Here is a 22,025-nt window from a genome sequence, read left to right on the forward strand (position 1 = left end):
CCGGCGGACTGGGGGCCGACAACTTCGTGTTCCGCTCGCTGGCCGAAACCGTCGTCGGCGTGAACCGCGACCAGATCCTCGACTTTCAGAAGGGCCAGGACCTGATCATCGTCGCGGGCCTGCATCCGGGCGTCTTCGAGTTCCGCGGCACCCTGCCCTTTGCCCCCTCCGGCAACCCGGAGCTGCGGCTGTTCGAGACGGCGACCGGATCGACCATCGTGCAGATGGATGCCGACGGCAACGGCAGCGTCGACGCCGAGATCAGGGTGGCCAATGTCACCGGGCTGACGGCGGTGGATTTCGTGCTTTAGACCGGGCACGGCGGATATTCGCACAGCGAACAGTCGGGGCGCGGTCCGCCGGACGCGCGCCCCCAAGTGCCGCTTGAACGGATGCGGGATACCTGCTTAAATTCCTGAAAAGAAAACCATAATTGAGTCTGACGCCGATCAGGCACATTTTCAGGAGCCTGCCATGACCAGCTTTACCATCACCGGAACCACCTTCACTCCGCAAGTCCTCGCCGGTATCGAGGTCGGCTATGTCGCCACGGACGCGCGGCTGATCGTCTCCGGCTCGGACGCGATCTTTGGCAACGGGTTCTCGACCCTGACCATCAACGGCACGGTCTCGGTGGCGGATGCCGGCGCCAACCAGGCGCTCGACCTGAACGGCACCACCGCCATCGTCGCAATCGGCCCCGACGGCTTTGTCACATCCAGCAATTCCGATGCCATCCGGATCCTCGTTTCCGACACGGTCAGGCTCCGGAACGCGGGCACCATCCTGTCCGGCGATGACGGGATCGACATCCGCCCATCGGACAGCTTCAGTACAGTCAACGTCGCCAACACGGGTACGATCGTGGGGCACTCAGACGGTGCCATCTTGGACGCTGGAGCGAGCTTTTCCCACCTCATCAACAGCGGTACCATCATCGCCGAGACCGGCGTGGGGGTCTTCATGAACATCTCGTCGACCGGTTCGACGCTTCTGCACAACACCGGAACGATCATCGGCGCGCAAGCCAGCTTTGACGTTTTCCTGGGCACGGGCAACAACAGCATCTTCAACAGCGGCATCATGAGCGGCCGGATATATCTCGGGGCCGGCCAGGACCGGTACGACGGCGGTGGCGGCCGGGTCAATGGGCCGGTCTCTGCCGGCGACGACAACGACACGCTGGCCGGCGGCGAATTCAGCGACGAGTTCTATGGCGACGCCGGTGACGACTTCCTGCTGGGACGCGGTGGCGACGACAAGCTGGACGGCTGGGTGGGCAACGACCTGATCTTTGGCGGCCAGGGCAACGACAACATGAACGGCGGACCCGACAACGACACGCTGAACGGCAACGCTGGCGACGACACGGTCTTGGGCGGCAGCGGCAACGACGTCCTGGTCGGCCAGGACGGCAGCGACTCGCTCGACGGTGGCGCCGACAATGACGTGCTGAACGGCCAGGACGGCGAAGACATTCTGGAAGGCGGCAGCGGCAACGACATCCTGCGCGGCGGCAACGGTGACGATGCGCTGGCGGGCGGCGAGGGATTCGACCTCCTGACCGGCGGCGCGGGCGCGGACAGTTTCGTGTTCCGCGCGCTGTCGGAAACCGTGGTCGGGGCGAACCGCGACCAGATCCTCGACTTTCAGAAGGGCGTGGACATCATCGTGGTGGCGGGACTGCATCCGGGGGTCTTCGAGTTCCGCGGCACCCTGCCCTTTGCCCCCTCGGGCAACCCCGAGCTGCGGTTGTTCGAGACCACCACCGGATCGACCATCGTGCAGATGGATGCCGACGGCAACGGCACCATCGACGCCGAGATCCGGGTGGCCAATGTCACCGGGCTGACGGCCACGGACTTCGTGCTCTGAAATCAGCGCATCTTGGAGCGACGGACAGGTCGCCGATCCTGACAAGGTCGGTGGCCCGCCGCTTCACGCAAAATTATCTTGCGTGGAAAGATTTCGAGGCGCAACAATCGGTCGCCTGGCCATCCCAATGTGCGGCTTGGGATTCGTCCATTCGAAACCTTCAAGGAGTCTCTCGCAATGGCCATTGTCTACGTCAACACGAACACCGTCGGCCCCGGGGTCCGGATCAACACCGTTTCGACACCCGCCGTCGCCTCTGGCGACACCCTGATCATCGACAAGGAGGTGGCGGTCATTTCCACAACCCCCGGCATTGCCATCGATCTCAGCGCCACCACGAGTTCCCATGTCCAGAACTTCGGAGTCGTTGCCGGTTCGCGGGGCATCCAGATGGGGGGCAACCAAAGCTCATCGAGCCCCTTCTCGATCTACAACGGGGTGACCGGAAGCATCACCGGGACCAACCATCCCATCGTGGTCGGCGGCACGAGCCCCGCGCAGGCCGGGTTCCGGTTCTCGCTGGTCAACGATGGCGTGATTGCCAACGACAGCGCCAGCAGTGGTGGCATTGCACTTTACCATTCGGAAACGGTCTATTTCGGAAATTCGGGCAGGATCACGAACTTCAAGCGCGGGACGGGAGAGTATTACAGCGCCGTCACCTTCTTTGGGGTCGGCACGGTCAACGGCTGGAACAGCGGTGTCATGGACTCGGCCGCCACCTCGGGGGCCGTCCAGTTCATTGCCGGCACCCAGACCGTCATCTTCAACAACTCGGGCACGATCAATTCCGCAGGTCTCACGATCGAGTCCACGGCGACCTTGGCCGAACGTATCGACAATTCCGGCATCCTGAACGGCGGCATCCTGCTGTCCGACACCATCGGCGGCACCCTGGGCAATTCCGGAGCGATCTGGGGCGACGTCAACCTGCGCGGCGGGTCCGACACCTATCGCGGGATCAGCAACGGGACCGTCTCGGGCACGGTCCTGGGCGGCGCCGGCAACGACACGCTGATCGGTGGCGAAACCGCCGACAGGCTGAACGGTGGCGCCAACGACGATCAGCTCTTCGGCCGCGGCGGCGATGACCTGCTGATCGGCGACGACGGCAACGACCTGATGCTGGGCGGCGCGGGCAACGACTCGATGTCGGGCGGCACCGGCAACGACACCATGAATGGCCAGGACGGCGACGACACGATGCTGGGCGACGCCGGCAACGACGCCATGACCGGCGGCGCCGGGGTGGACGTGATGTTCGGCGGCGCCGACGACGACACGATGAACGGGCAGGACGGCGAGGATAACCTGGAGGGCGAGGCCGGCAACGACATCCTGCGCGGCGGCAACGGCGACGATGCGCTGGCGGGCGGCGACGGTTTCGACCTGCTGACCGGCGGACAGGGGGTGGACAGTTTCGTCTTTCGCGCCCTGTCGGAAACCGCGGTGGGGGCCAACCGCGACCAGATCCTCGACTTTCAGAAGGGCGTGGATATCATCGTGGTCGCGGGGCTGTCGCCGGGCGTGTTCGAGTTCCGCGGAACGGCGGCATTTGACCCCTCGGGCAACCCCGAACTGCGGCTGTTCGAGACGACCACCGGCTCGACCATCGTGCAGTTCGACGCCGACGGAAACGGCACCGTCGATGCGGAAATCAGGGTGGCCAATGTCATCGGGCTGACGGCGACGGACTTCGTGCTCTAGTCCGCCGACGCCACCCGGCCGGGCTTCGTTGCCCCCTGAAGACGTGGTAAACTGGCCTCCGTCGTCCGAAACAAGACTGTCGCGGTCACGGCTGTTCTTTTGTTCTTTCACGTTTTTTCGGGGCGTTCCCGGGCAGTCCACAGCGCGGTTTGTATCGGACCAAGCTCCTTGAACTGAAAGGACACTTCCGATGGCAAGCTTTACCCTGACAGCCTACTCGACTGTGGCGCAGACCCTGGTGGGCAGTGAGACCGGCATCCTGACCGATCCGGACGCGAATCTTGTGGTCAACGGCGACGCGGTTTCCTCGACGGCCGGGACAAACTACCTGTACGTGAACGGCTCGATCATTTCGCACACGAATGGGGTCGGCAATGCCGTCGATCACACCGGCGTCGACCTCCATGCCTTTGTCGGGCCGACCGGCACGGTCACCTCGCTGGAAGACGACGCCTTCGACATCCGGGGCACCGGCGCCTTTTCCCTCGTGAACGATGGCACCATCATGGCGCAGGAGACCGCCGTCAAGTCACGCGTGGCCGATGGCTTTGGGATAAACCGCCTGGTGAACAGCGGCAAGATCCTCGGCCGGGACGTCGCTGTCGACTTCGACGGCGGTGGCTCCAGCCAGTACATCATGAACTCCGGCACGATCGAAGGCGGTCTGTTCGGAATACTGTCGAACTGGTTGTACATCTCTTCCACGGGAGCGACGTTATTGAACAACTCGGGGATCATCTCGGGGTCGAGCGCTGCATACTACAGCAACGACGGCGTCGGGAATGACACCATCTTCAATTCCGGGATCATGGATGGCAACATCCTGACCGGGGCGGGCGTCGACCGCTACGAGGGACCCGGCGTGTTGCGCGGTGAATTCCTGGCAGGCGATGGCAATGACACCGCCGCGGGTGGCGACGCGACCGATGTGTTCCGGGGCGGCAACGACAACGACCTGCTGGTCGGCCGTGGCGGCGACGACAGCCTGTTCGGCGACAATGGCCTGGACACGCTCCTGGGCGGCGATGGCAACGACCGGATCGAAGGCGGGGCCGACAACGACACCCTGAACGGCAACGCCGGGGACGACACGCTGGTGGGCGGGTCAGGCAACGACGTCCTCGTCGGCCAGGATGGCAGCGATGTGCTCGACGGCGGCGCCGACAACGACACGATGGACGGCGGCGCGGGGGACGACCAGCTGGAAGGCGGCGACGGCAACGACATCCTGCGCGGCCGCGCCGGCGAGGACGATCTTGCCGGCGGCCTGGGGATGGACCTGCTGACCGGCGGCGCGGGGGCGGACAGTTTCGTCTTTCGCAGCCTTGCCGAAGCCGGTCTGGGCGCGACCCGCGACCAGATCCTCGACTTCGAACAGGGGTCGGACATCATCATCGTGGCCGGCCTGCACCCGGGTGTGTTCGAGTTCCGCGGAACCGCGGGTTATGCCCCCTCGGGCAATCCCGAACTGCGGCTGTTCGAAACCGCCACCGGGTCGACCATCGTGCAGATGGACGCCAACGGCGATGGCATCACCGACGCCGAGATCCGCGTGGCCAATGTCACCGGGCTGACCGCGACCGATTTCGTTCTGTAGGCGGCGCGATACGGCAGGACGCCACCCGGCCCGCCCCATTTTTCCCGAGACAGGGCCGATTCGGACCGGATATGATCCAAGTGCGTCCGGTTGGGGGTCATACGCGCGATCCCGCTATTTGGCGGGCTCGCTTCGGTTGGAGGGAGCCCCCCGGCCGCGGGGCAAGGTGATTTCACAAAAGGCCGCAACACGCGGCCGCATTCGGAGCATGTCCCATGGCCAAAGTCTATCAGGGAACGTCTACCTCCACCGTCAACGTGGCCAACGGCGACCGCATGGTCGTCTTCGACTACGCCGACATCTACACCACCACCGGAGACGCGGTGAACCTGCTCGGTGGTTTGGCGACGACCGAGCTGCACAACTTCGGCTGGATTTCCGGCGCATCGAACGGCGTCAACATCATCGCGCCGTTTGCCAACGTGATCAACTACGGGACGATCTTCAGCCTGGACGTCGACGCGATCAACCTGGCCTTTGCCGTGGACAACGGTGTGCAACGCATCGTCAACCACGGGCTGATCTCGTCCGGCGACGAAATCATCGACGTCGACACCCTCAACACGTTTCAACTGATCGTCGAGAACCATGGTCAGATGATCGCGCGCACCGGATCGGCCATCATCTACGGCGCCACCACGACCTCGGTGACCGTCACGAACACCGGGCTGATGAGCGGCGGCGTACTCAACATGGTGTCGACGGGCAGCGCGCTGCTGCGCAACACCGGCGAGATCATGACAACCCGGGTCAATGCCACGGCGGACGGGGGGGCGACCATCCTCAACTCTGGCGCGATCGTCGGGCTCAAAGCCTTTGACACCGTGATCCAGACCGGCGCGGCGGCGGACGTGGTCGTCAATTCGGGCACGATCTACGGCTCTGTCAGCCTGGGTGCCGGCAGCGACCGCTACATCGCACAGGGATTCGGCACGGCGAGCGGCACCGTCGATGGCGGCATCGGCAGCGACACGATCCTGGGCGGCGATGCCGCCGACATCCTGTCGGGCGGCGACGATGGCGACCAGATCCTTGGCCGCGGCGGCGACGACGTGCTGACCGGCGAGGCGGGTAACGACCTGATGCTGGGTGGCGCGGGCAACGACTCGATGTCGGGCGGCACCGGCAATGACACGATGAATAGCCAGGATGGCGACGACACGATGCTGGGCGACGCCGGCAACGACGGCATGACCGGCGGCGCCGGCGCGGACGACATGCGCGGCGGCGCCGACGACGACACGATGAACGGGCAGGACGGCGAGGATAACCTGGAGGGCGAGGCCGGCAACGACATCCTGCGCGGCGGCAACGGCGACGATGCGCTGGCGGGGGGCCTCGGGTTCGACCTGCTGACCGGCGGTCAGGGAGCGGACAGTTTCGTCTTCCGCGCGCTGGCCGAAACCGTCGTGGGGGCAAACCGCGACCAGATCCTCGACTTTCAGCAGGGCCAGGACATCATCGTGGTGGCGGGCCTGTCGCCGGGTGTGTTCGAATTCCGCGGCACGGCGGGCTTCGCCCCCTCCGGCAACCCCGAACTGCGGCTGTTCGAAACCGCCACCGGCTCGACCATCGTGCAGTTCGACGCGGATGGAAACGGCAGTATCGACGCCGAGATCCGAGTCGCGAATGTCACCGGGCTGACGGCAGAGGACTTCGTGCTCTGAGGTGCTGCCCTCGACGGATAACGCCATCGGCAGGGCGTACCGCGCGCCCTGCCCGGCATGTTTGCGGCACGGATGTCGATCCCACGTCGTCCTGGCGATTGGACGTCACTTGCCGGACTGTGGGACCTGTGCCAGTTTCGGTCCGTTTTGAAAAATGATCAAAGTGAGGGGAATTCCATGCCGATTTTCGTGACTTCGGCCCAGACAGCGGCCTCCAATACCTTCAACCTGACAACCAACAACGACGTCGTGGTTACGGCCACCGGGTCCATCTTCGCAACCAATGGCACTGCGATGACGACCGTGACGACAGTGCCCACCGTCCTGAGGGCCGCGATCCACGGCTTTGTCGGAGGAACGAACGGGATCAATATCGCTTCGATGGGGACCGCCGCAACCCGGATCTTTGTCGGCGAGACAGGTGTCGTCCATGGTACGGCTGGAAGCGGCATCAATGGAAACGATGGCTTCACGACCCTGGAGAACCACGGCACCATCGTGGGCATTTCCAATGGCGTGTCTTGGAGCCTGTCTGAAGCGACTGCATCGTTTTCTTTCGTGAACCACGGCAACATCACCGGATACGGCAATCACGGCGTGGAGGCGACCGTCAACGGGCGCGGCACCAACTATGGTACCATCACGGGGCCTCAGGCCGTGGACATTTTCCGGAATGATGACCAGACCAGCCCGGTGATCTTCACCAACTACGGCACCCTGAACGGGTTGGGCGGCACAGCGATCGACGGCGACAGCGGCAACCCCGACATCATCGGCAACTTCGGGTCGGTGAACGGCAACATCGACCTGCAGGACGGCAACAACGTGGTCAACAACCACGGCACCCTGAACGGCGATATCGTTGTCCAAAGCGGCAACGACACCGTGGCCAATTCAGGCGCGATCTTCGGCAGCGTCAACTTGAACCTCGGCACCGACCGGTACGAAGGGCTGGGCGCCGGCTTCGTCAGCGGCACGGTCCTCGGCGGGGACGGCGATGACACCCTGGCCGGTGGCGAGACCGCCGACCGGCTGAACGGTGGCGGCGACAACGACGTGATCATCGGGCGCGGCGGCGACGACGTGCTGACCGGCGAGAACGGCAATGACCTGATGCTGGGCGGCGCGGATAACGACCAGATGAGCGGCGGCACCGGCAACGACACGATGAATGGCCAGGACGGCGACGACACCCTGCTGGGCGACGCCGGCAACGACGCCATGACCGGCGGCGCCGGCGCGGACGACATGCGCGGCGGTGCCGACAACGACACGATGAACGGGCAGGACGGCGAGGACCTGCTGGAGGGCGAAGCCGGCAACGACATCCTGCGCGGCGGCAACGGCGACGATGCCCTGGCGGGCGGCCTCGGGTTCGACCTGCTGACCGGCGGACAGGGGGCGGACAGTTTCGTCTTCCGCTCGCTGGCCGAAACCGTCGTGGGGGCCAACCGCGACCAGATCCTCGACTTTCAGCAGGGCCAGGACATCATCGTGGTGGCGGGCCTGTCGCCGGGCGTGTTCGAATTCCGCGGCACGGCGGCATTTGCCCCCTCGGGCAACCCGGAACTGCGGCTGTTCGAGACCGCGACCGGATCGACCATCGTACAGTTTGACGCGGATGGAAACGGCAGCGTCGACGCCGAGATCCGAGTCGCGAATGTCACCGGGCTGACGGCAGAGGACTTCGTGCTCTGAAACCGGACGCCCGGGAAAATCCGGGCATCCGGTCCACGCCGCAGGCGCCGGCGCAGATTCCCCGCGACAACTCCGGTTATCTCCGCATAGGCTGCACGCGGCACCCGGTCGGGACAGCCTGCTCACGGGCCCGCGGTTTTCCGCACGACTCGGTGCCACGAACCCGCCAGACGGACCTGACAAGACAACAGTGTTGACGAAAGGGACCTCACATGACCATTCGATTGATTTCCTCGACAACGACAGGCCTTGACGCCGATGCCGCTGGCGATCTCTGGATTCTCCGCCAGGGATTTACCCTTGGCAATGCCGGTGACGCCTTCGACTTCCTGGCCTTCACCAACGTCACCCTGCTGGTCGAAGGCACCGTCTATTCCGAAACAGATGCGATCGACTCGGACACCGGCTCGACCTCCAATACCGTTACGGTCACCGAAACCGGCTCGGTCTACGGCGACAGCGACGGCATCGAGATGAGTGGGGACGGTCACAAGGTCTTTAATGCCGGCTACGTTGTCGGCGCAGGCGACCGCGGCATCCAGGTGCTCGGAAACAACTTCAGCGTGGTCAACGACGGGACCGTCGTCGGCGAGTCGGACGGCATTTCGCTCGAAGGCGACAACGGCGTCCTGGTCAACAACGGCGCGATCAGTTCGGCGCCCTTGGACGGGCTCAACGTCTTTGGCGCCGGGAACCTGCTCACCAACACCGGCAAGATCACGGGCGGGCGCAATGGCGTCGAGTTCAATACCGCCGCGGCGGCGGTCAACACCTTGATCAACACCGGCACGGTCATCGGCGGCATCGCGGCGGTGCGCGGCGATTTTGGCAACGAGACCCTGGTCAACCGCGGCAGCCTGATGGGCGATGTCTTGCTGCAGGGCGGCACCGACAGCTACAACGGCAATGGCGGGATCGTCACCGGCACGGTCTTTGGCGGTGCGGGCAACGACACGCTGCTGGGCGGGGCCGAAGCCGATGCGCTCGATGGCGGCACCGAGGATGATCTCCTTGTCGGACGCGACGGCGACGACAACCTCAACGGCGGCGACGGCCTGGACTATCTCCTTGGCGGCGCGGACAACGACCAGATGAGCGGCGGCACCGGCAACGACACGATGAACGGCCAGGACGGCGACGACACCCTGCTGGGCGACGCTGGCAACGACGCCATGACCGGCGGCGCCGGCGCGGACGAGATGCGCGGCGGCGCCGACAACGACACGATGAACGGGCAGGACGGCGAGGACCTGCTGGAGGGCGAGGCCGGCAACGACATCCTGCGCGGCGGCAACGGCGACGATGCCCTGGCGGGGGGCCTCGGGTTCGACCTGCTGACCGGGGGCCAGGGGGCGGACAGTTTCGTGTTCCGCGCGCTGGCCGAAACCGTCGCGGGGGCCAACCGCGACCAGATCCTCGACTTTCAGCAGGGCCAGGACATCATCGTGGTGGCGGGTCTGTCGCCGGGTGTGTTCGAATTCCGCGGCACGGCGGGCTTCGCCCCCTCCGGCAACCCCGAACTGCGGCTGTTCGAAACCGCCACCGGCTCGACCATCGTGCAGTTCGACGCGGACGGCAACGGCACCATCGACGCCGAGATCCGCGTCGCGAATGTCACCGGGCTGACGGCCGAGGACTTCGTTCTCTGACGGCACCTGTCCTGCGTGCGCGCGGGGCCCCTGCCCTGTGCGCCGCCGCAGATTGTTACAGTGTAACAGCCCCGCCATCTACGGGTCATCATGACCCATGACATCGCAACCCGCAGCGGCCTGCCCGAAGAGATGCAGACCCTGCTCCGGACCTTGCCACGCGACGGCTGGCACAGGCATCCGAACCTCGCCGACAGCACCCGCAACTGGATGAATGCCCATCGCGGCTTTCGCCAGCTGGGCGAGATCGTTCAGGACGAAACCGAGGCGTTTCTCGACGGCGGGCTGGGCGGTGACGCCTACGCGCGGCACCTGGCGCACTACGGCAACCTGCTGGTGCGCAACCTGCACGGCCATCACAGCTGGGAGGACCGCCGGTTCTTTCCCGAACTTGAGGCCGCCGACCCGCGCTTTGCCGCCGGGCTGGAGATGCTGGAGAGCGACCATGTCGCGCTGGACGCGCTGCTGGACCGCTTCACCCGGCAGTCGAACCGCGTGGTGCAACTGGCCACGCTGGACCCGACACAGATGGCCGAGGAGGCGCGCCCGGTGCGCGACGACGCCGAGGCGCTGCGCGGCTTTCTCGAACGGCACCTGACCGACGAGGAAGACCTGGTGGTGCCGATCCTGCTGCATCACCGCCTGCGCGGCTGAGGCGGCAGCGCACGGTGGCGCAGGACCGCGTTAACCGGGCGGTGGGATACCGCTGCCCGGTCGACCGAAGAACCGGATCAGCAGCGCCCCTCCCTCGGGGTCCGTTCGATCTGCGCAGAACGGGGCTTTACCGCCCCCTCGGGCCGGGATTGGCACCCCGGCGCGTTTGATCCGTTCCCGGCGGCCGCCGGCCTTCATCCTCCCGCAAGGGACGACAAAGCAAAACCGCCCCGAACCGTGAGGACCGGGGCGGCGTTCGGCGTGGCCGAAGGCGCGGTCTTACCAGCAGCTGACCAGCACCGTCATGTCGGCGGCCAGCGCGGTCAGGTCCTCGGGCGCCATGGGCGCCAGATCATTGCGGGCCACCGGCTGGATGCCGTTGTCGCGCAGGAAATCGAGGATCATGCCCCCGTCGGCGGCAAAGTTCACCTGCTCGGGCAGCACGCGGCCGCCCTCGGTCTCGCGCGGCAACAAGAGGCCCAGAACCGAACCGCCGCTGTCGAACACCGGGCCGCCCACGTCGCCCGGCAGCACCGCCATGGCCAGCCGCTGCATCCGTTCCTCGCCGCCCAGGCCGCGCAGGTCCTCCAGCGTGCCAAAGGTCAGCGTCGGCGCGGTCAGGATCCCGCCGAATGAAAAGCCCGCCACCGCCACCTCGGACTGCAACCGCACGTCGCCCGACCGGAACTGCGCCACGCGGGTCGGCGCCAGCCGGTCCACCGGGCTCAGCACCGCGACGCCCAGCGCCTCGTCGGCGGCCAGCACGCGCATGTCATGCACGCCGTTCAGCGTAATCCGCTCGCAGTTGGCGACCAGCGGATAGGAGGTCAGCACCGTGCCGCGCGCCTCGACGAAAAAGCCCGAGGCGCTGTCCTTGGCGCGCCGCACCTGGAGGCCGGACACAAGGTCCACCGCCTGCCCCTCTTCGCTGACCAGCGCGGGGTCCAGCACGCCGTCCAGCCGGCGATAGCTGTCCTGCATCCGCTTGAGCACGCGGGCGCGGCGGTCCTCGTCGCCGGTGGGCCAGACAAGGGCAAAGCCCTTGACGTGGCCATCGCGCTGGCCGACCTCGATATGGGTCACGATGCGGTCGTTCCGGCCGGTGATGATGAAGCCCTGGCCGTCCCGCTTGCGCTCGCCCTCGACGGGGACGATCTCCAGCGTTTGCAGGATCTCGTAGAGGCCGTTCATCGTGGTCCGGTCGCCGGGCTGGCTGATCAGCAGCACCTGCGCGGCCAGGTCGGTCGTGGGCCTGAAAATGGCAAAGGGCGCCTCGTAGCGGACAAAGGCCAGCACGCCCATCGGCAGCTCCAGCGAGATGCCGGCGTTGGTGTCATCGACCCGCGCCAGCCCCATGCCCTCCAGCACGCCGTTGAACTGGCGCAGCAACTCCGCCCGCTGGCGGGTGGTCAGGATGCCGGTGGGCTCAAAGTTGTTGGCCGTCTGCCAGCGCTGCATCGACCCGCGCGTGCCCGGGCCAAAGGCGCCGTCGATGCCGCCGTCGTAGAACCCGGCCCATTTCAGGGCGATTTGCAGCGCGTCGCGCTCTTCGCGCGTCAGGCGGCTTTCGGAGATGCGCGCCTCCTGCGCGGTTTCCTCGGGGATGGCGTCGGGCGTCAGCACCGGCTGCACCTGCGGCCCGCCCGCGACCTGCACCGCCGGCGCGGCGGGTTGCGGCGTGGGCGTGGGCGCGGCGGCGGCCGCTGGTGCCGGCGCTGCCGGCGCGGCCTGCGCGGGCACCACCGGCCCGCCGGGCTGCGCGCCCACCGGGTAGAACTGCTGGGTGTAGGCGCGGCCCAGCTCGATGTAGCTGTCGGCCGGGATGCGCCGCGTGGCCAGCAGATCGTTCAGGACCCGCTCGGCGTCTGCGCGCGTGTAGGGGCCCAGCGCCACGCCGTACCAGCCGCCGCCCAGCGAAAAGCCGTTCACGTTGTCCAGCTGGCCGGAATACTGCCGCACGCTGTCTTCGGCCGCGGCCAGCGACGTGCGCGCTTCGAGCTGGATGTAGACGGGTTCGTCCGTCAGCGCGGTGTCCTGGGCCATGGCGGCATTCACCGTCAGCGCAATCGCCAGCAGGGCGCAAAAAAGTCTTTGTATCATGGGTAGTGTCGACCTCTGGGTCCTCGAAACTCAATCCTGTCCACCGACCGACTCTTAACAGAAGCCTTGGGACATGCACGCAAAAAGGCTGTGACCCGCGCCCCCCTATCACATTGACCCCGACCCCGCCGCGCCCTATTCAGCCGCCAGCCCCAGACCCAGCGCCAGACAAGGAGCCCGGACATGGCCGAGAGCCCGCAGAAACCGCGCAGTTTCCAGGAGATCATCCTCCGCCTGCAAAGCTATTGGGCGGCCAGGGGCTGCGCGATTCTCCAGCCCTACGACATGGAGGTCGGCGCCGGCACCTTCCACCCCGCCACCACCCTGCGTGCGCTGGGCAGCCGGCCCTGGGCGGCGGCCTATGTCCAGCCCTCGCGCCGCCCGACGGATGGCCGCTACGGCGAGAACCCCAACCGCCTGCAACATTATTACCAGTTCCAGGTGCTGATCAAACCCAGCCCGCCGGACTTGCAGGACCTCTACCTGGGCTCGCTGCGCGCCATCGGCATCGACCTCGCCCTGCACGACGTGCGTTTCGTCGAGGACGACTGGGAAAGCCCGACGCTGGGCGCCTGGGGCCTGGGATGGGAGGTCTGGTGCGACGGCATGGAGGTCAGCCAGTTCACCTATTTCCAGCAGGTCGGCGGGCACGACTGCGCCCCCGTCTCGGGCGAGCTGACCTATGGCCTGGAACGCCTGGCCATGTACGTCCTGGGCATCGACCACGTGATGGACATGCCCTTCAACGACCCCGACGCGCCAATCGCGCTGAAATACGGCGACGTCTTCCGCCAGACCGAAGAGGAATACTCGCGCTGGAACTTCGACGTGGCCGACACCGAGGTGCTCCTGCGCCACTTCGAGGAGGCCGAGGCCGAATGCGCCGCCATCCTCGCGCAGGCGCAGGACGACCCCAAGACCGGCAAGCGCATCGTCATGGCGCATCCCGCCTATGACCAGTGCATCAAGGCCAGCCACATCTTCAACCTGCTCGACGCGCGCGGCGTGATCTCGGTCACCGAACGGCAAAGCTACATCGGCCGCGTGCGCACGCTGGCCAAGGCCTGCGCCGATGCCTTCGTGTTGACCAGCGCCGGGGGGCATGTCGCGTGACCCGCCCCCTGCCCTGCATCGGAGGCCGCTCATGAACGCCGGAAAACTCATGGCGGGCGCGATCCTCGCCTGCGGCCTGGTCGCGGGCGTGGCGATCTATTACCTCCAGGTCTACTATTTCTACGAAGAGGTCGTGCCCAACGGGGTGGACGACGTCATGCTGACGCAGCTCGACGGCACCCGCGTGGCGATCCCCTACGCTGATTTCCAGGCGATCGACGCGGACAGCTCGCCGATCCGCTACCGCGCCTGCTTTACCACCACGCTGACCCCGGCCGAGGCCGCCGCCACCTATCAGCCCTACGAAGGCGCCGAGCCGCGCGTCGCCCCCGGCTGGTTCGACTGCTTCGACGCCGAGGCCATCGGCGATGCGATCGAGGCCGGCACAGCGCAGGTCTACACCAGCCAGCGCAACCGCGAATTCGGCATCGACCGCGTGGTCGCGATCACCGACGACGGCCGCGGCTACGTCTGGCACGAGATCAACGACTGCGGCGACAAGGCCTATGACGGCACGCCGCTGGGCGACGACTGCCCCGACCGCGCCAGTTTTGAAAAGGATCGCTAAATGCCCGATCTGCTGATCGAACTCTTCTCCGAAGAGATCCCGGCCCGGATGCAGGCCAAGGCCGCCGAGGACCTCAAGACGCTGGTGACCAACGGGCTGGTCGAGGCCGGGCTGACCTATGCCGGCGCCGAAGCCTTCTCGACGCCGCGCCGCCTGGCGCTGACCGTGCACGGGCTGACCGCAAACAGCCCCACCCTGCGCGAGGAACGCCGCGGCCCCAAGGTGGGCGCGCCGGACAAGGCGCTCGAGGGCTTCATGCGCGGCGCGGGCGTGACCCGCGACCAGCTGGAGGAGCGTGAAGACAAGAAAGGCGCCTTCTACTACGCCACCGTCGTCACCCCCGGCCGCCCCGCCGCCGGGATCGTGGGTGAGGTGCTGGAGCGGACCGTGCGCAATTTCCCCTGGCCCAAGTCGATGCGCTGGGGCGCGGGCAGCTTGCGCTGGGTGCGCCCCTTGCACCGCATCCTGTGCCTGATGACGACCGAGGCGGGCGACGAGGTGGTCGCCCTGGACATCGACGGCATCACCGCCGGGCGGACCACCGAGGGCCACCGCTTCATGGGCAACGGTCCCTTCGAGGTGACCAGCTTTGCCGACTACGAGACGCGGCTGAAGCGCGCCCATGTCATCCTGTCCGCCGAGGAACGCGCCGAGGCGATCTGGCACGAGGCAACCAACCTGGCCTTTGCCCAGGGGCTGGAGGTGGTCGAGGACCGCGGCCTGCTGCACGAGGTCGCCGGGCTGGTGGAATGGCCGGTGGTGCTGATGGGCGCCATCGGCGCCGAGTTCCTGGGCCTGCCGCCCGAGGTGCTGCAAACCTCGATGAAGGAACACCAGAAGTTCTTCTCGGTGCGCAACCCGGCCACCGGGCGGATCGAGAAATTCGTCACCGTCGCCAACATCGTCACCGCCGACCACGGCGCCACGATCCTCGCCGGCAACCAGAAGGTGCTGGCGGCGCGGCTCTCGGATGCCAAGTTCTTCTGGGAGAACGACCTGCGCGTCGCCCGCAAGCAGGGCCTAGGCGCCTGGACCGAACGGCTGGGCAACGTGACCTTCCACCACCTGCTGGGCTCGCAGCGCGACCGCATCGCCCGGATCACCGCACTGGCGCGCGAGATCGCGCCCATGGTGGGCGCCGATCCGCACCTGGCCGCGATGGCCGCCGATGTGGCCAAAGCCGACCTCAGCTCGGAAATGGTCTATGAATTCCCCGAGTTGCAGGGCCTGATGGGCCGCTACTACGCGCAGGCCGCGGGCCTCGACCCGGCCGTCGCCGCCGCCTGCCAGGAGCATTACGCCCCGCTCGGCCCCTCCGACACGGTGCCCACCGCGCCGGTGTCGGTCGCCGTGGCGCTGGCCGACAAGCTCGACACGCTGACCGGCTTCTGGGCGATCGACGAGAAACCGACCGGGTCCAAGGACCCCTACGCCCTGCGCCGCGCCGCGCTGGGGGTGATCCGGCTGATCCTCGACAACGGTCTGCGCCTCAGCCTCGACACGCTGAGCGATGCGCAGATCCTGCGCCACCAGATCGACACCAACGGCGACAAGGCCGAGGCAAAGCTACGCGACGAACTGCTGGCCAAGATCGCGCAGCACGGCGTCTTCGGCTCGGCGGTGCGCGAACTGCTGGCGCGGTTGTCCGATCGCCCCGCCTGGATCGACAAGGTCGAACAGCACGAACCCGACCTCAGCGACGACCTGCGCGGCTTCATCCACGACCGGCTGAAGGTGCACCTGCGCGCCGAGGGCATCCGCCACGATGTGATCGACGCCTGCCTTGCCATGCCCGGCAACTGCGACCTGACGCTGCTGGTGGCCCGCGTGCGCGCGCTGCAGGGCTTCCTCGGCACCGAGGACGGCGGCAACCTGTTGCAGGGCTTCAAGCGGGCCAACAACATCCTGACCCAGGCCGAGGACAAGGACGGCGTCGAATACAGCTTTGGCGCGGACCGCAAGTTCTCCGAGACCGACGAGGAACGCGCCCTGTTCGACGCGCTCGACGCGGCGCAGGCGCGCATCGCCCCGGCGATGGCGGCCGAGGATTTCGAGGCCGCGATGGAGGCCATGGCGGCGCTGCGCGCGCCGATCGACGCCTTCTTCGAGGCGGTGCAGGTGAACACCGACAACGGCGTGGTGCGCCGCAACCGTCTGAACATGCTGGCCACGATCCGCAAGACCTGCCTGCAAGTCGCCGACCTGACGAAGATCGAGGGGTGAGCGGCGATCCGGGCGTAGCCCGGCAAACTCTCCAGTGGAGAGTTTGAGCCGCGAACGGGCGAAGCCCCGGGGCCGAAGGCATTTGACGGACCTGCGCCGTCGCGATCGTCGAAGGGACCGATGGCGCTCCGTTGGCGACCGCAGGCGAAACGTCCAGTGGACGTTTCGGTCAAATCACGGGCGCAGCCCCGGGCCGCATGCATCCGACGCCCCGCCTGCCCACCCGCGCCCATCGCGAGTCGGCCGCTGTCAAGGAGGCGTCAGCCCCGCGCGCAGCGCGGCTTGTCCTTGACAGGGGGCGACTCGCCTTACACTGGTCCGGGCGCTCTGAGGGCAGACCTGCCCCTCAGACGCCTCTCAGCCAATTCCCCCATCCTCCCCACAAGCCCTGCCCAAGACAGGTGCAGCCCCGGCCCAAGCCACGAGCGGGGGGCGCGGCGGCGCGGGGTGGGTGGGCGGGAGCGACGCCGCGCCCCCCCGCGCCGCAAGGCGCGCTCTTGAATTCGCGCCGTAAGGCGCGCCCAGGAACTTTCGCCGCAAGGCGCGCTCAGATTCCTCCGCCGCAAGGCGCGCTCAGATCCCTCCGCCGCATGGCGCGCCCGACCGCACTCGACGCCCCTCCGATTTGCCGTCTTGCCATGACAGGACAAGCCCCTATGCTGCGCCCAACCCAGAGGTGCTGCAGTGCAGAAACCCGACAGCCAGAACCCGCACGTGACGCTGATCACGTCCGACGCGCCGATGTCGACGCCCACCCACGGCGGCCGCGCCAAGTGCCTGCAGCGGCTGGTCCGGCTGGACCTGCCGGTGCCACGCACCGTCGCGCTGTCGTTCGATGCGGTGCACCGCATCGCCGCCGGCACCTTCCCGGACATGGCGGCCCTGATTGCCGCCTTCGACCCGGCGGCGCTGCTCTGCGTGCGCCCCTCCTCGGCCGACCCGGACTGGGGCGGCCCCGGCGCGATCCTCAACATCGGCATGAACGACGCGCGCTTCGTCGATCTCGCCGACGAGATCGGCCAGGAGGCCGCCGCCGCGCTCTACCTGCGCTTCGTGCAGGCCTACGCGATCCATGTCGCCCGGCTCGACCCCGACCATTTCGACGAGATCGAGGACAGTGGCACTGCCGGCCTCTCGGCCGCGCTGCGCGCGTACGAGGACGAGGCCGAGGAACCCTTTCCGCAGGACCCCGCCCAACAGCTGCGCGAGGTGCTGCGCTCCATGGCCCGCGCCTGGGAGGGCACCACCGCGCGCCTGCTGCGCCAGGCAAAAGGCGCGCCGGTCGACGCCGGTCTGGGCCTCGTGGTGCAGGAAATGGCGCTGGGCTTCGGCGGCCAGGGCGAATGCGGCTCGGGCGTGCTGCAACTGGTGCACCCGGAAACCGGCCAGCGCCAGATCACCGGGCGGTACCTCAGCCAGAGCCAGGGCCGCGAGGCGCTGCGCCACGGCAGCGCCAGCCTCTACCTGACGCGTGACCCGCGCGGCCCCTCGCTCGAGGAACTGGCGCCCGAGGCCTTTGCCGCGCTCAAGGCCGACGCCGAGCTGATGCGCCGCAAGCTGCGTGCCGAGATGCAGATCGAGTTCACCATCCAGAACGGACAGCTGCACATCCTCGACGGCGTGCGGGTCAAGGCCAGCGCCCGCGCCGCCCTCCAGATCGCCGTGCGGCTGGCCGAAGAGGGCATCATCACCCCCGACGACGCCGTGCTGCGGATCGAACCGCGCGCCGTGTCCGAACTGCTGCACCGCCAGATCGCGCCGGGGGCGGAACGCCGGGTGATCGGCCGCGGCGTGGCCGCCTCGCCGGGCGCGGCCACCGGGCGGATCGTGTTTTCCTCGTCCGAGGCGCAGGCCAGCGCCGCGCGCGGCGAACCCTGCATCCTGGTGCGGCGCGAAACCTCGCCCGAGGACATCCGCGGCATGCACGCCGCCGTGGGCGTGCTGACCGAGCGCGGCGGCATGACCAGCCACGCCGCGGTGATCGGCCGCGGCCTGGGCCTGCCCTGCGTCGTGGGCGCGGCGCGCATGACCTTTGACCTGCAACGCAGGACGATCGAGGGCGAGAACGGCAAGCGCTACCGCGAGGGCGAGACCATCACGCTCGACGGCACCTCGGGCGAGGTGCTGGAGGGCAGCCCCGAAACCATCGAGGCCGCGCTCGAAGGCGCCTTTCACACCCTGATGGGCTGGGCCGACCAGGCGCGCGACATCGGCGTGCGCGCCAATGCCGACACCCCCGCCGATGCCGCCACCGCGCGCCACTTTGCCGCCGAGGGGATCGGGCTCTGCCGGACCGAGCACATGTTCTTCGAGGCGGACCGCATCACGCCGATGCGCGAGATGATCTTTGCCGACACGCCGGAGGACCGGCAGGCCGCGCTGGCCCTGCTGCTGCCCATGCAACGCAAGGATTTCACCGAGCTTTTCCGCATCATGGAGGGGCTTCCGGTCTGCATCCGGCTGTTTGACCCGCCGCTGCACGAATTCCTGCCGACCGACCGCGCCGGCCTGCGCGCCCTCGCCGAGGCGCTGGACCTGCCGGTGTCGGACGTGACCCGCCGGGTCGAGGCGATGGGCGAATACAACCCCATGCTGGGCCTGCGCGGCGTGCGGCTGGGCATCACCGTTCCCGAGATCTACGACATGCAGGCCCGCGCCATCTTCGAGGCGACGCTGGACGCCAGCCGCGAGGGCGCGCCGGTGGTGCCCGAGATCATGCTGCCGCTGGTTTCGGCCAAGCGCGAGGTCGAACTGGTGCGCGCCCGCATCGAGGCCGTCGCCGCCGCCGTCAAGACCGAGCGCGGGCGCGGCTTTACCTACCGGCTCGGCGTCATGGTCGAGACCCCGCGCGCCTGCCTGCGCGCCGACGAGATCGCGCCCTATTCGCAGTTCCTGTCCTTCGGCACCAACGACCTGACGCAGATGACCTACGGGCTGTCGCGCGACGACGCCGGGCGCTTCATGTCGGACTACGTCAGCCAGGGCGTGTTCCGCGAGGACCCGTTCCATGTCCTGGACGTGGACGGCGTGGGCGAGCTGATCGCCACCGGCGTGCAGCGCGGCCGCTCGACCAACCGCACCGTCACCCTGTCGATCTGCGGCGAACACGGCGGCAACCCCGAATCGATTGCCTTCTGCCGCGCCGCGGGGATGGATTACGTCAGCTGCTCGCCCTTCCGGGTGCCCGTCGCGCGGCTGGCCGCGGCGCACCTGGCGCTGAAGGACCGCGGCCTGCAAGGCCCCCCGAAACGCTAGTCAGACAAGGCGGATTCGCATTCCGCGGCCGCTGACCGAAAGCGCCCGCCGCGTCCCGGAGTCGCGGCCTTTTTGAGCAGACTTTACGAAAAAGTCATTTTTCGTTAATCACTCCCCTGTTGCGTGACGTGAGGCACCACGCAGCGCATGTCTGTACTAGGGGAACTTTGACATGATTGTGCTGACCACAGCCCTGCGCCGTGGCCTTGTCCTTGCGGTCCTTTCACTCGCATTCGGTACTTCGGCCCTGCTCTCTTCACCGGCTTTCGCCGACCCGTCCCGCACCGCCCAGGCCCTGCTGTCGCTGGAAGACCGCGCACTGGCGCGCGTCGGCAATGCTCATCTCAAGGGGCTGGTGACGCCGGTCCCGGTGGCCGCCACAGGCCCGGTCAAGGGTGGCGCCAAGCTGCGCTATGACGACCGCTGGCTGGCCACCCAGCCGCAGCCGCAGGGCGGCGACCAGTGGCGCTGCCTGGCCGAGGCGCTGTATTTCGAGGCCCGCGGCGAAACCGTCGAGGGGCTGTTCGCGGTCTCCGAGGTGATCCTGAACCGCGTCGCGTCCAAGCGGTTTCCGAACAGCATCTGCGGCGTCGTGAACCAGGGCACCGGGCGCAAGTTCGCCTGCCAGTTCACCTACACCTGCGACGGCCGCCCCGAGAACATCGACGACCGCCGCGCCTGGGAACGGGTGGGCAAGGTCGCCCGCGCGATGCTGGACGGCGCACCGCGCGCCCTGACCAAGGGCGCCACGCATTACCACGCCACCTGGGTCCACCCGGACTGGGCGCGCAAGTACACCAAGACCTACGCCCACGGCGTGCACATCTTCTACCGCCACACCTGGGGCGGTTCCTGACCGCGTCGCACTCGAGACAAGAAAGGGCGCGCCCGGCTTGCCGTGGCGCGCCTGTTTCGTCTATCGCGGGGCGACACACGACAAAAGGGGCCGCCCATGGCCAGTGACATCCGCCTCGCCTTTTCCCACCCTTCCGAGCGCAGCATCGCCACCGCGGGCGACACCCCGCATGACCGGATCTCGGTCCGCGATATGGTGGTCGAGGCGGACATCGGCGCGTTCCAGGCCGAACGCGGCCACAAGCAGCGCCTGCGCTTCAACGTGGTGGTCGAGGTCATCCCCTTCACCGGGCCGCGCGACGACGATGTCGACCGCATCCTGTCCTACGACCGGGTGACGGAGGCGATCACGCACGAACTGGCCGCCGAGCGGCTGAACCTGCTGGAGACGCTGGCCGAACGCGTCGCCGAACGCATCCTGCTGGAACCCCAGGCCCTGCGCACCTTTGTCCGCATCGAAAAGCTGGACCGTGGCCCCGGCGCGCTGGGGGTCGAGATCGTGCGGTCACGCCGCGATGTCGCCGGCCATCTCGACGCCATGGCGCAGGAAATGGCCTCGGCGCGGCCGCATCCGCGCGTCGTCTACCTGTCCAACGCCGCCATCGCCGACCCGCGGCTGTCGGACTGGCTGGATGCGCTCGAGGCGCAGCCCGCGCCGCTGATCCTCTGCGTCGGCCGGCCCGATGCCGCCGCCCCGCAGACCGGCCACAGGATGACCCAGCGCCGGATCGACCTGCTGTCGATCGAACAGAACGGCTGGTGCCTGGCCGCGCGCGACGCCCGCGCCAAGGTCGTCGTCACAAGGACCGAACTGGACTGGGCGATGAAGAACGGCCAGATCTGCGTCTGGGCGCCGTCCAAGATCGTGCTGGACGCCACCCAGGGCCCCAGGGCGCAACCGGGCGACTCGGTCGCGCTGGCGGCCTGGTTCGCCGGCGAGATGGAGGCGCGTGAACTTCTGGTCATCGGCGAAGACCTGCCGGAAACGCCCCCGGTGGCGGCGCGCGCGGTACACCCCGGCGATGCCCTGTTCTGACCGCTTGCCAAGTCGGCGCGGATCGGTC

15 protein-coding genes are annotated in these 22,025 nt (G+C 67.6%); 14 read left to right on the forward strand and 1 reads right to left on the reverse strand.

The genetic code is table 11. The features are described 5' to 3' along the window. From MAA8898_RS26420 to MAA8898_RS21200, 8 genes are all read left to right on the forward strand, one after another. A partial coding sequence (locus MAA8898_RS26420; RefSeq protein WP_370738596.1) for a M10 family metallopeptidase C-terminal domain-containing protein occupies window positions 1–311 on the forward strand: 311 nt, incomplete at its 5' end. 163 nt (window positions 312–474) lie between these two features. After that, a complete protein-coding gene (locus MAA8898_RS21170; RefSeq protein WP_094023031.1) occupies window positions 475–1,875 on the forward strand; it encodes a calcium-binding protein in 1,401 nt (466 codons plus the stop codon). A gap of 177 nt (window positions 1,876–2,052) precedes the next feature. Further along, window positions 2,053–3,582, forward strand: coding sequence for a calcium-binding protein (locus MAA8898_RS21175; protein ID WP_094023032.1), 1,530 nt, complete (start codon window positions 2,053–2,055; stop codon window positions 3,580–3,582). Window positions 3,583–3,772: 190 nt separating this feature from the next. After that, window positions 3,773–5,179, forward strand: coding sequence for a calcium-binding protein (locus MAA8898_RS21180; protein ID WP_094023033.1), 1,407 nt, complete (start codon window positions 3,773–3,775; stop codon window positions 5,177–5,179). A gap of 215 nt (window positions 5,180–5,394) precedes the next feature. Next, on the forward strand, window positions 5,395–6,846 hold the full coding sequence (locus tag MAA8898_RS21185) for a calcium-binding protein (protein WP_094023034.1): 1,452 nt from the start codon (window positions 5,395–5,397) through the stop codon (window positions 6,844–6,846). Between the two features lie 177 nt (window positions 6,847–7,023). Beyond that, window positions 7,024–8,544, forward strand: a complete 1,521-nt coding sequence (locus MAA8898_RS21190) for a calcium-binding protein (RefSeq protein WP_094023035.1) — start codon at window positions 7,024–7,026, stop codon at window positions 8,542–8,544. Between the two features lie 212 nt (window positions 8,545–8,756). Next, window positions 8,757–10,193, forward strand: coding sequence for a calcium-binding protein (locus MAA8898_RS21195; RefSeq protein WP_141194913.1), 1,437 nt, complete (start codon window positions 8,757–8,759; stop codon window positions 10,191–10,193). A gap of 90 nt (window positions 10,194–10,283) precedes the next feature. After that, window positions 10,284–10,847, forward strand: coding sequence for a hemerythrin domain-containing protein (locus tag MAA8898_RS21200; protein ID WP_094023037.1), 564 nt, complete (start codon window positions 10,284–10,286; stop codon window positions 10,845–10,847). A 279-nt stretch (window positions 10,848–11,126) separates the two neighbouring features. Here MAA8898_RS21200 and MAA8898_RS21205 read toward each other — a convergent pair whose 3' ends face one another. Continuing rightward, window positions 11,127–12,947, reverse strand: a complete 1,821-nt coding sequence (locus MAA8898_RS21205) for a trypsin-like peptidase domain-containing protein (protein WP_094023038.1) — start codon at window positions 12,945–12,947, stop codon at window positions 11,127–11,129. Window positions 12,948–13,130: 183 nt separating this feature from the next. Between MAA8898_RS21205 and MAA8898_RS21210 the strand changes: the two genes are divergently transcribed. The 6 genes from MAA8898_RS21210 to MAA8898_RS21235 all read left to right on the forward strand — a co-directional run bounded on the left by MAA8898_RS21210 (window position 13,131) and on the right by MAA8898_RS21235 (window position 21,997). Beyond that, the gene (locus MAA8898_RS21210; protein ID WP_094023039.1) at window positions 13,131–14,060 is read left to right on the forward strand and encodes a glycine--tRNA ligase subunit alpha; all 930 of its coding nucleotides are present in this window, start codon (window positions 13,131–13,133) and stop codon (window positions 14,058–14,060) included. 31 nt (window positions 14,061–14,091) lie between these two features. Continuing rightward, window positions 14,092–14,628, forward strand: coding sequence for a DUF6446 family protein (locus MAA8898_RS21215; RefSeq protein ID WP_094023040.1), 537 nt, complete (start codon window positions 14,092–14,094; stop codon window positions 14,626–14,628). After that, window positions 14,629–16,851, forward strand: coding sequence for a glycine--tRNA ligase subunit beta (gene glyS / locus MAA8898_RS21220; RefSeq protein WP_094023041.1), 2,223 nt, complete (start codon window positions 14,629–14,631; stop codon window positions 16,849–16,851). A gap of 741 nt (window positions 16,852–17,592) precedes the next feature. Then, the gene (locus MAA8898_RS21225; protein ID WP_094023111.1) at window positions 17,593–20,106 is read left to right on the forward strand and encodes a putative PEP-binding protein; all 2,514 of its coding nucleotides are present in this window, start codon (window positions 17,593–17,595) and stop codon (window positions 20,104–20,106) included. A gap of 172 nt (window positions 20,107–20,278) precedes the next feature. Then, window positions 20,279–20,962: a cell wall hydrolase gene (locus MAA8898_RS21230; protein WP_094023042.1), complete on the forward strand. Its 684-nt coding sequence runs from the start codon at window positions 20,279–20,281 to the stop codon at window positions 20,960–20,962. A 96-nt stretch (window positions 20,963–21,058) separates the two neighbouring features. Beyond that, window positions 21,059–21,997, forward strand: a complete 939-nt coding sequence (locus tag MAA8898_RS21235) for a dihydroneopterin aldolase (protein WP_094023043.1) — start codon at window positions 21,059–21,061, stop codon at window positions 21,995–21,997. Window positions 21,998–22,025: the final 28 nt, after the last annotated feature.

The sequence above is a fragment of the Antarctobacter aquimaris genome (genome assembly GCF_900184945.1).
GTDB classification, from domain to species: domain Bacteria; phylum Pseudomonadota; class Alphaproteobacteria; order Rhodobacterales; family Rhodobacteraceae; genus Maliponia; species Maliponia aquimaris.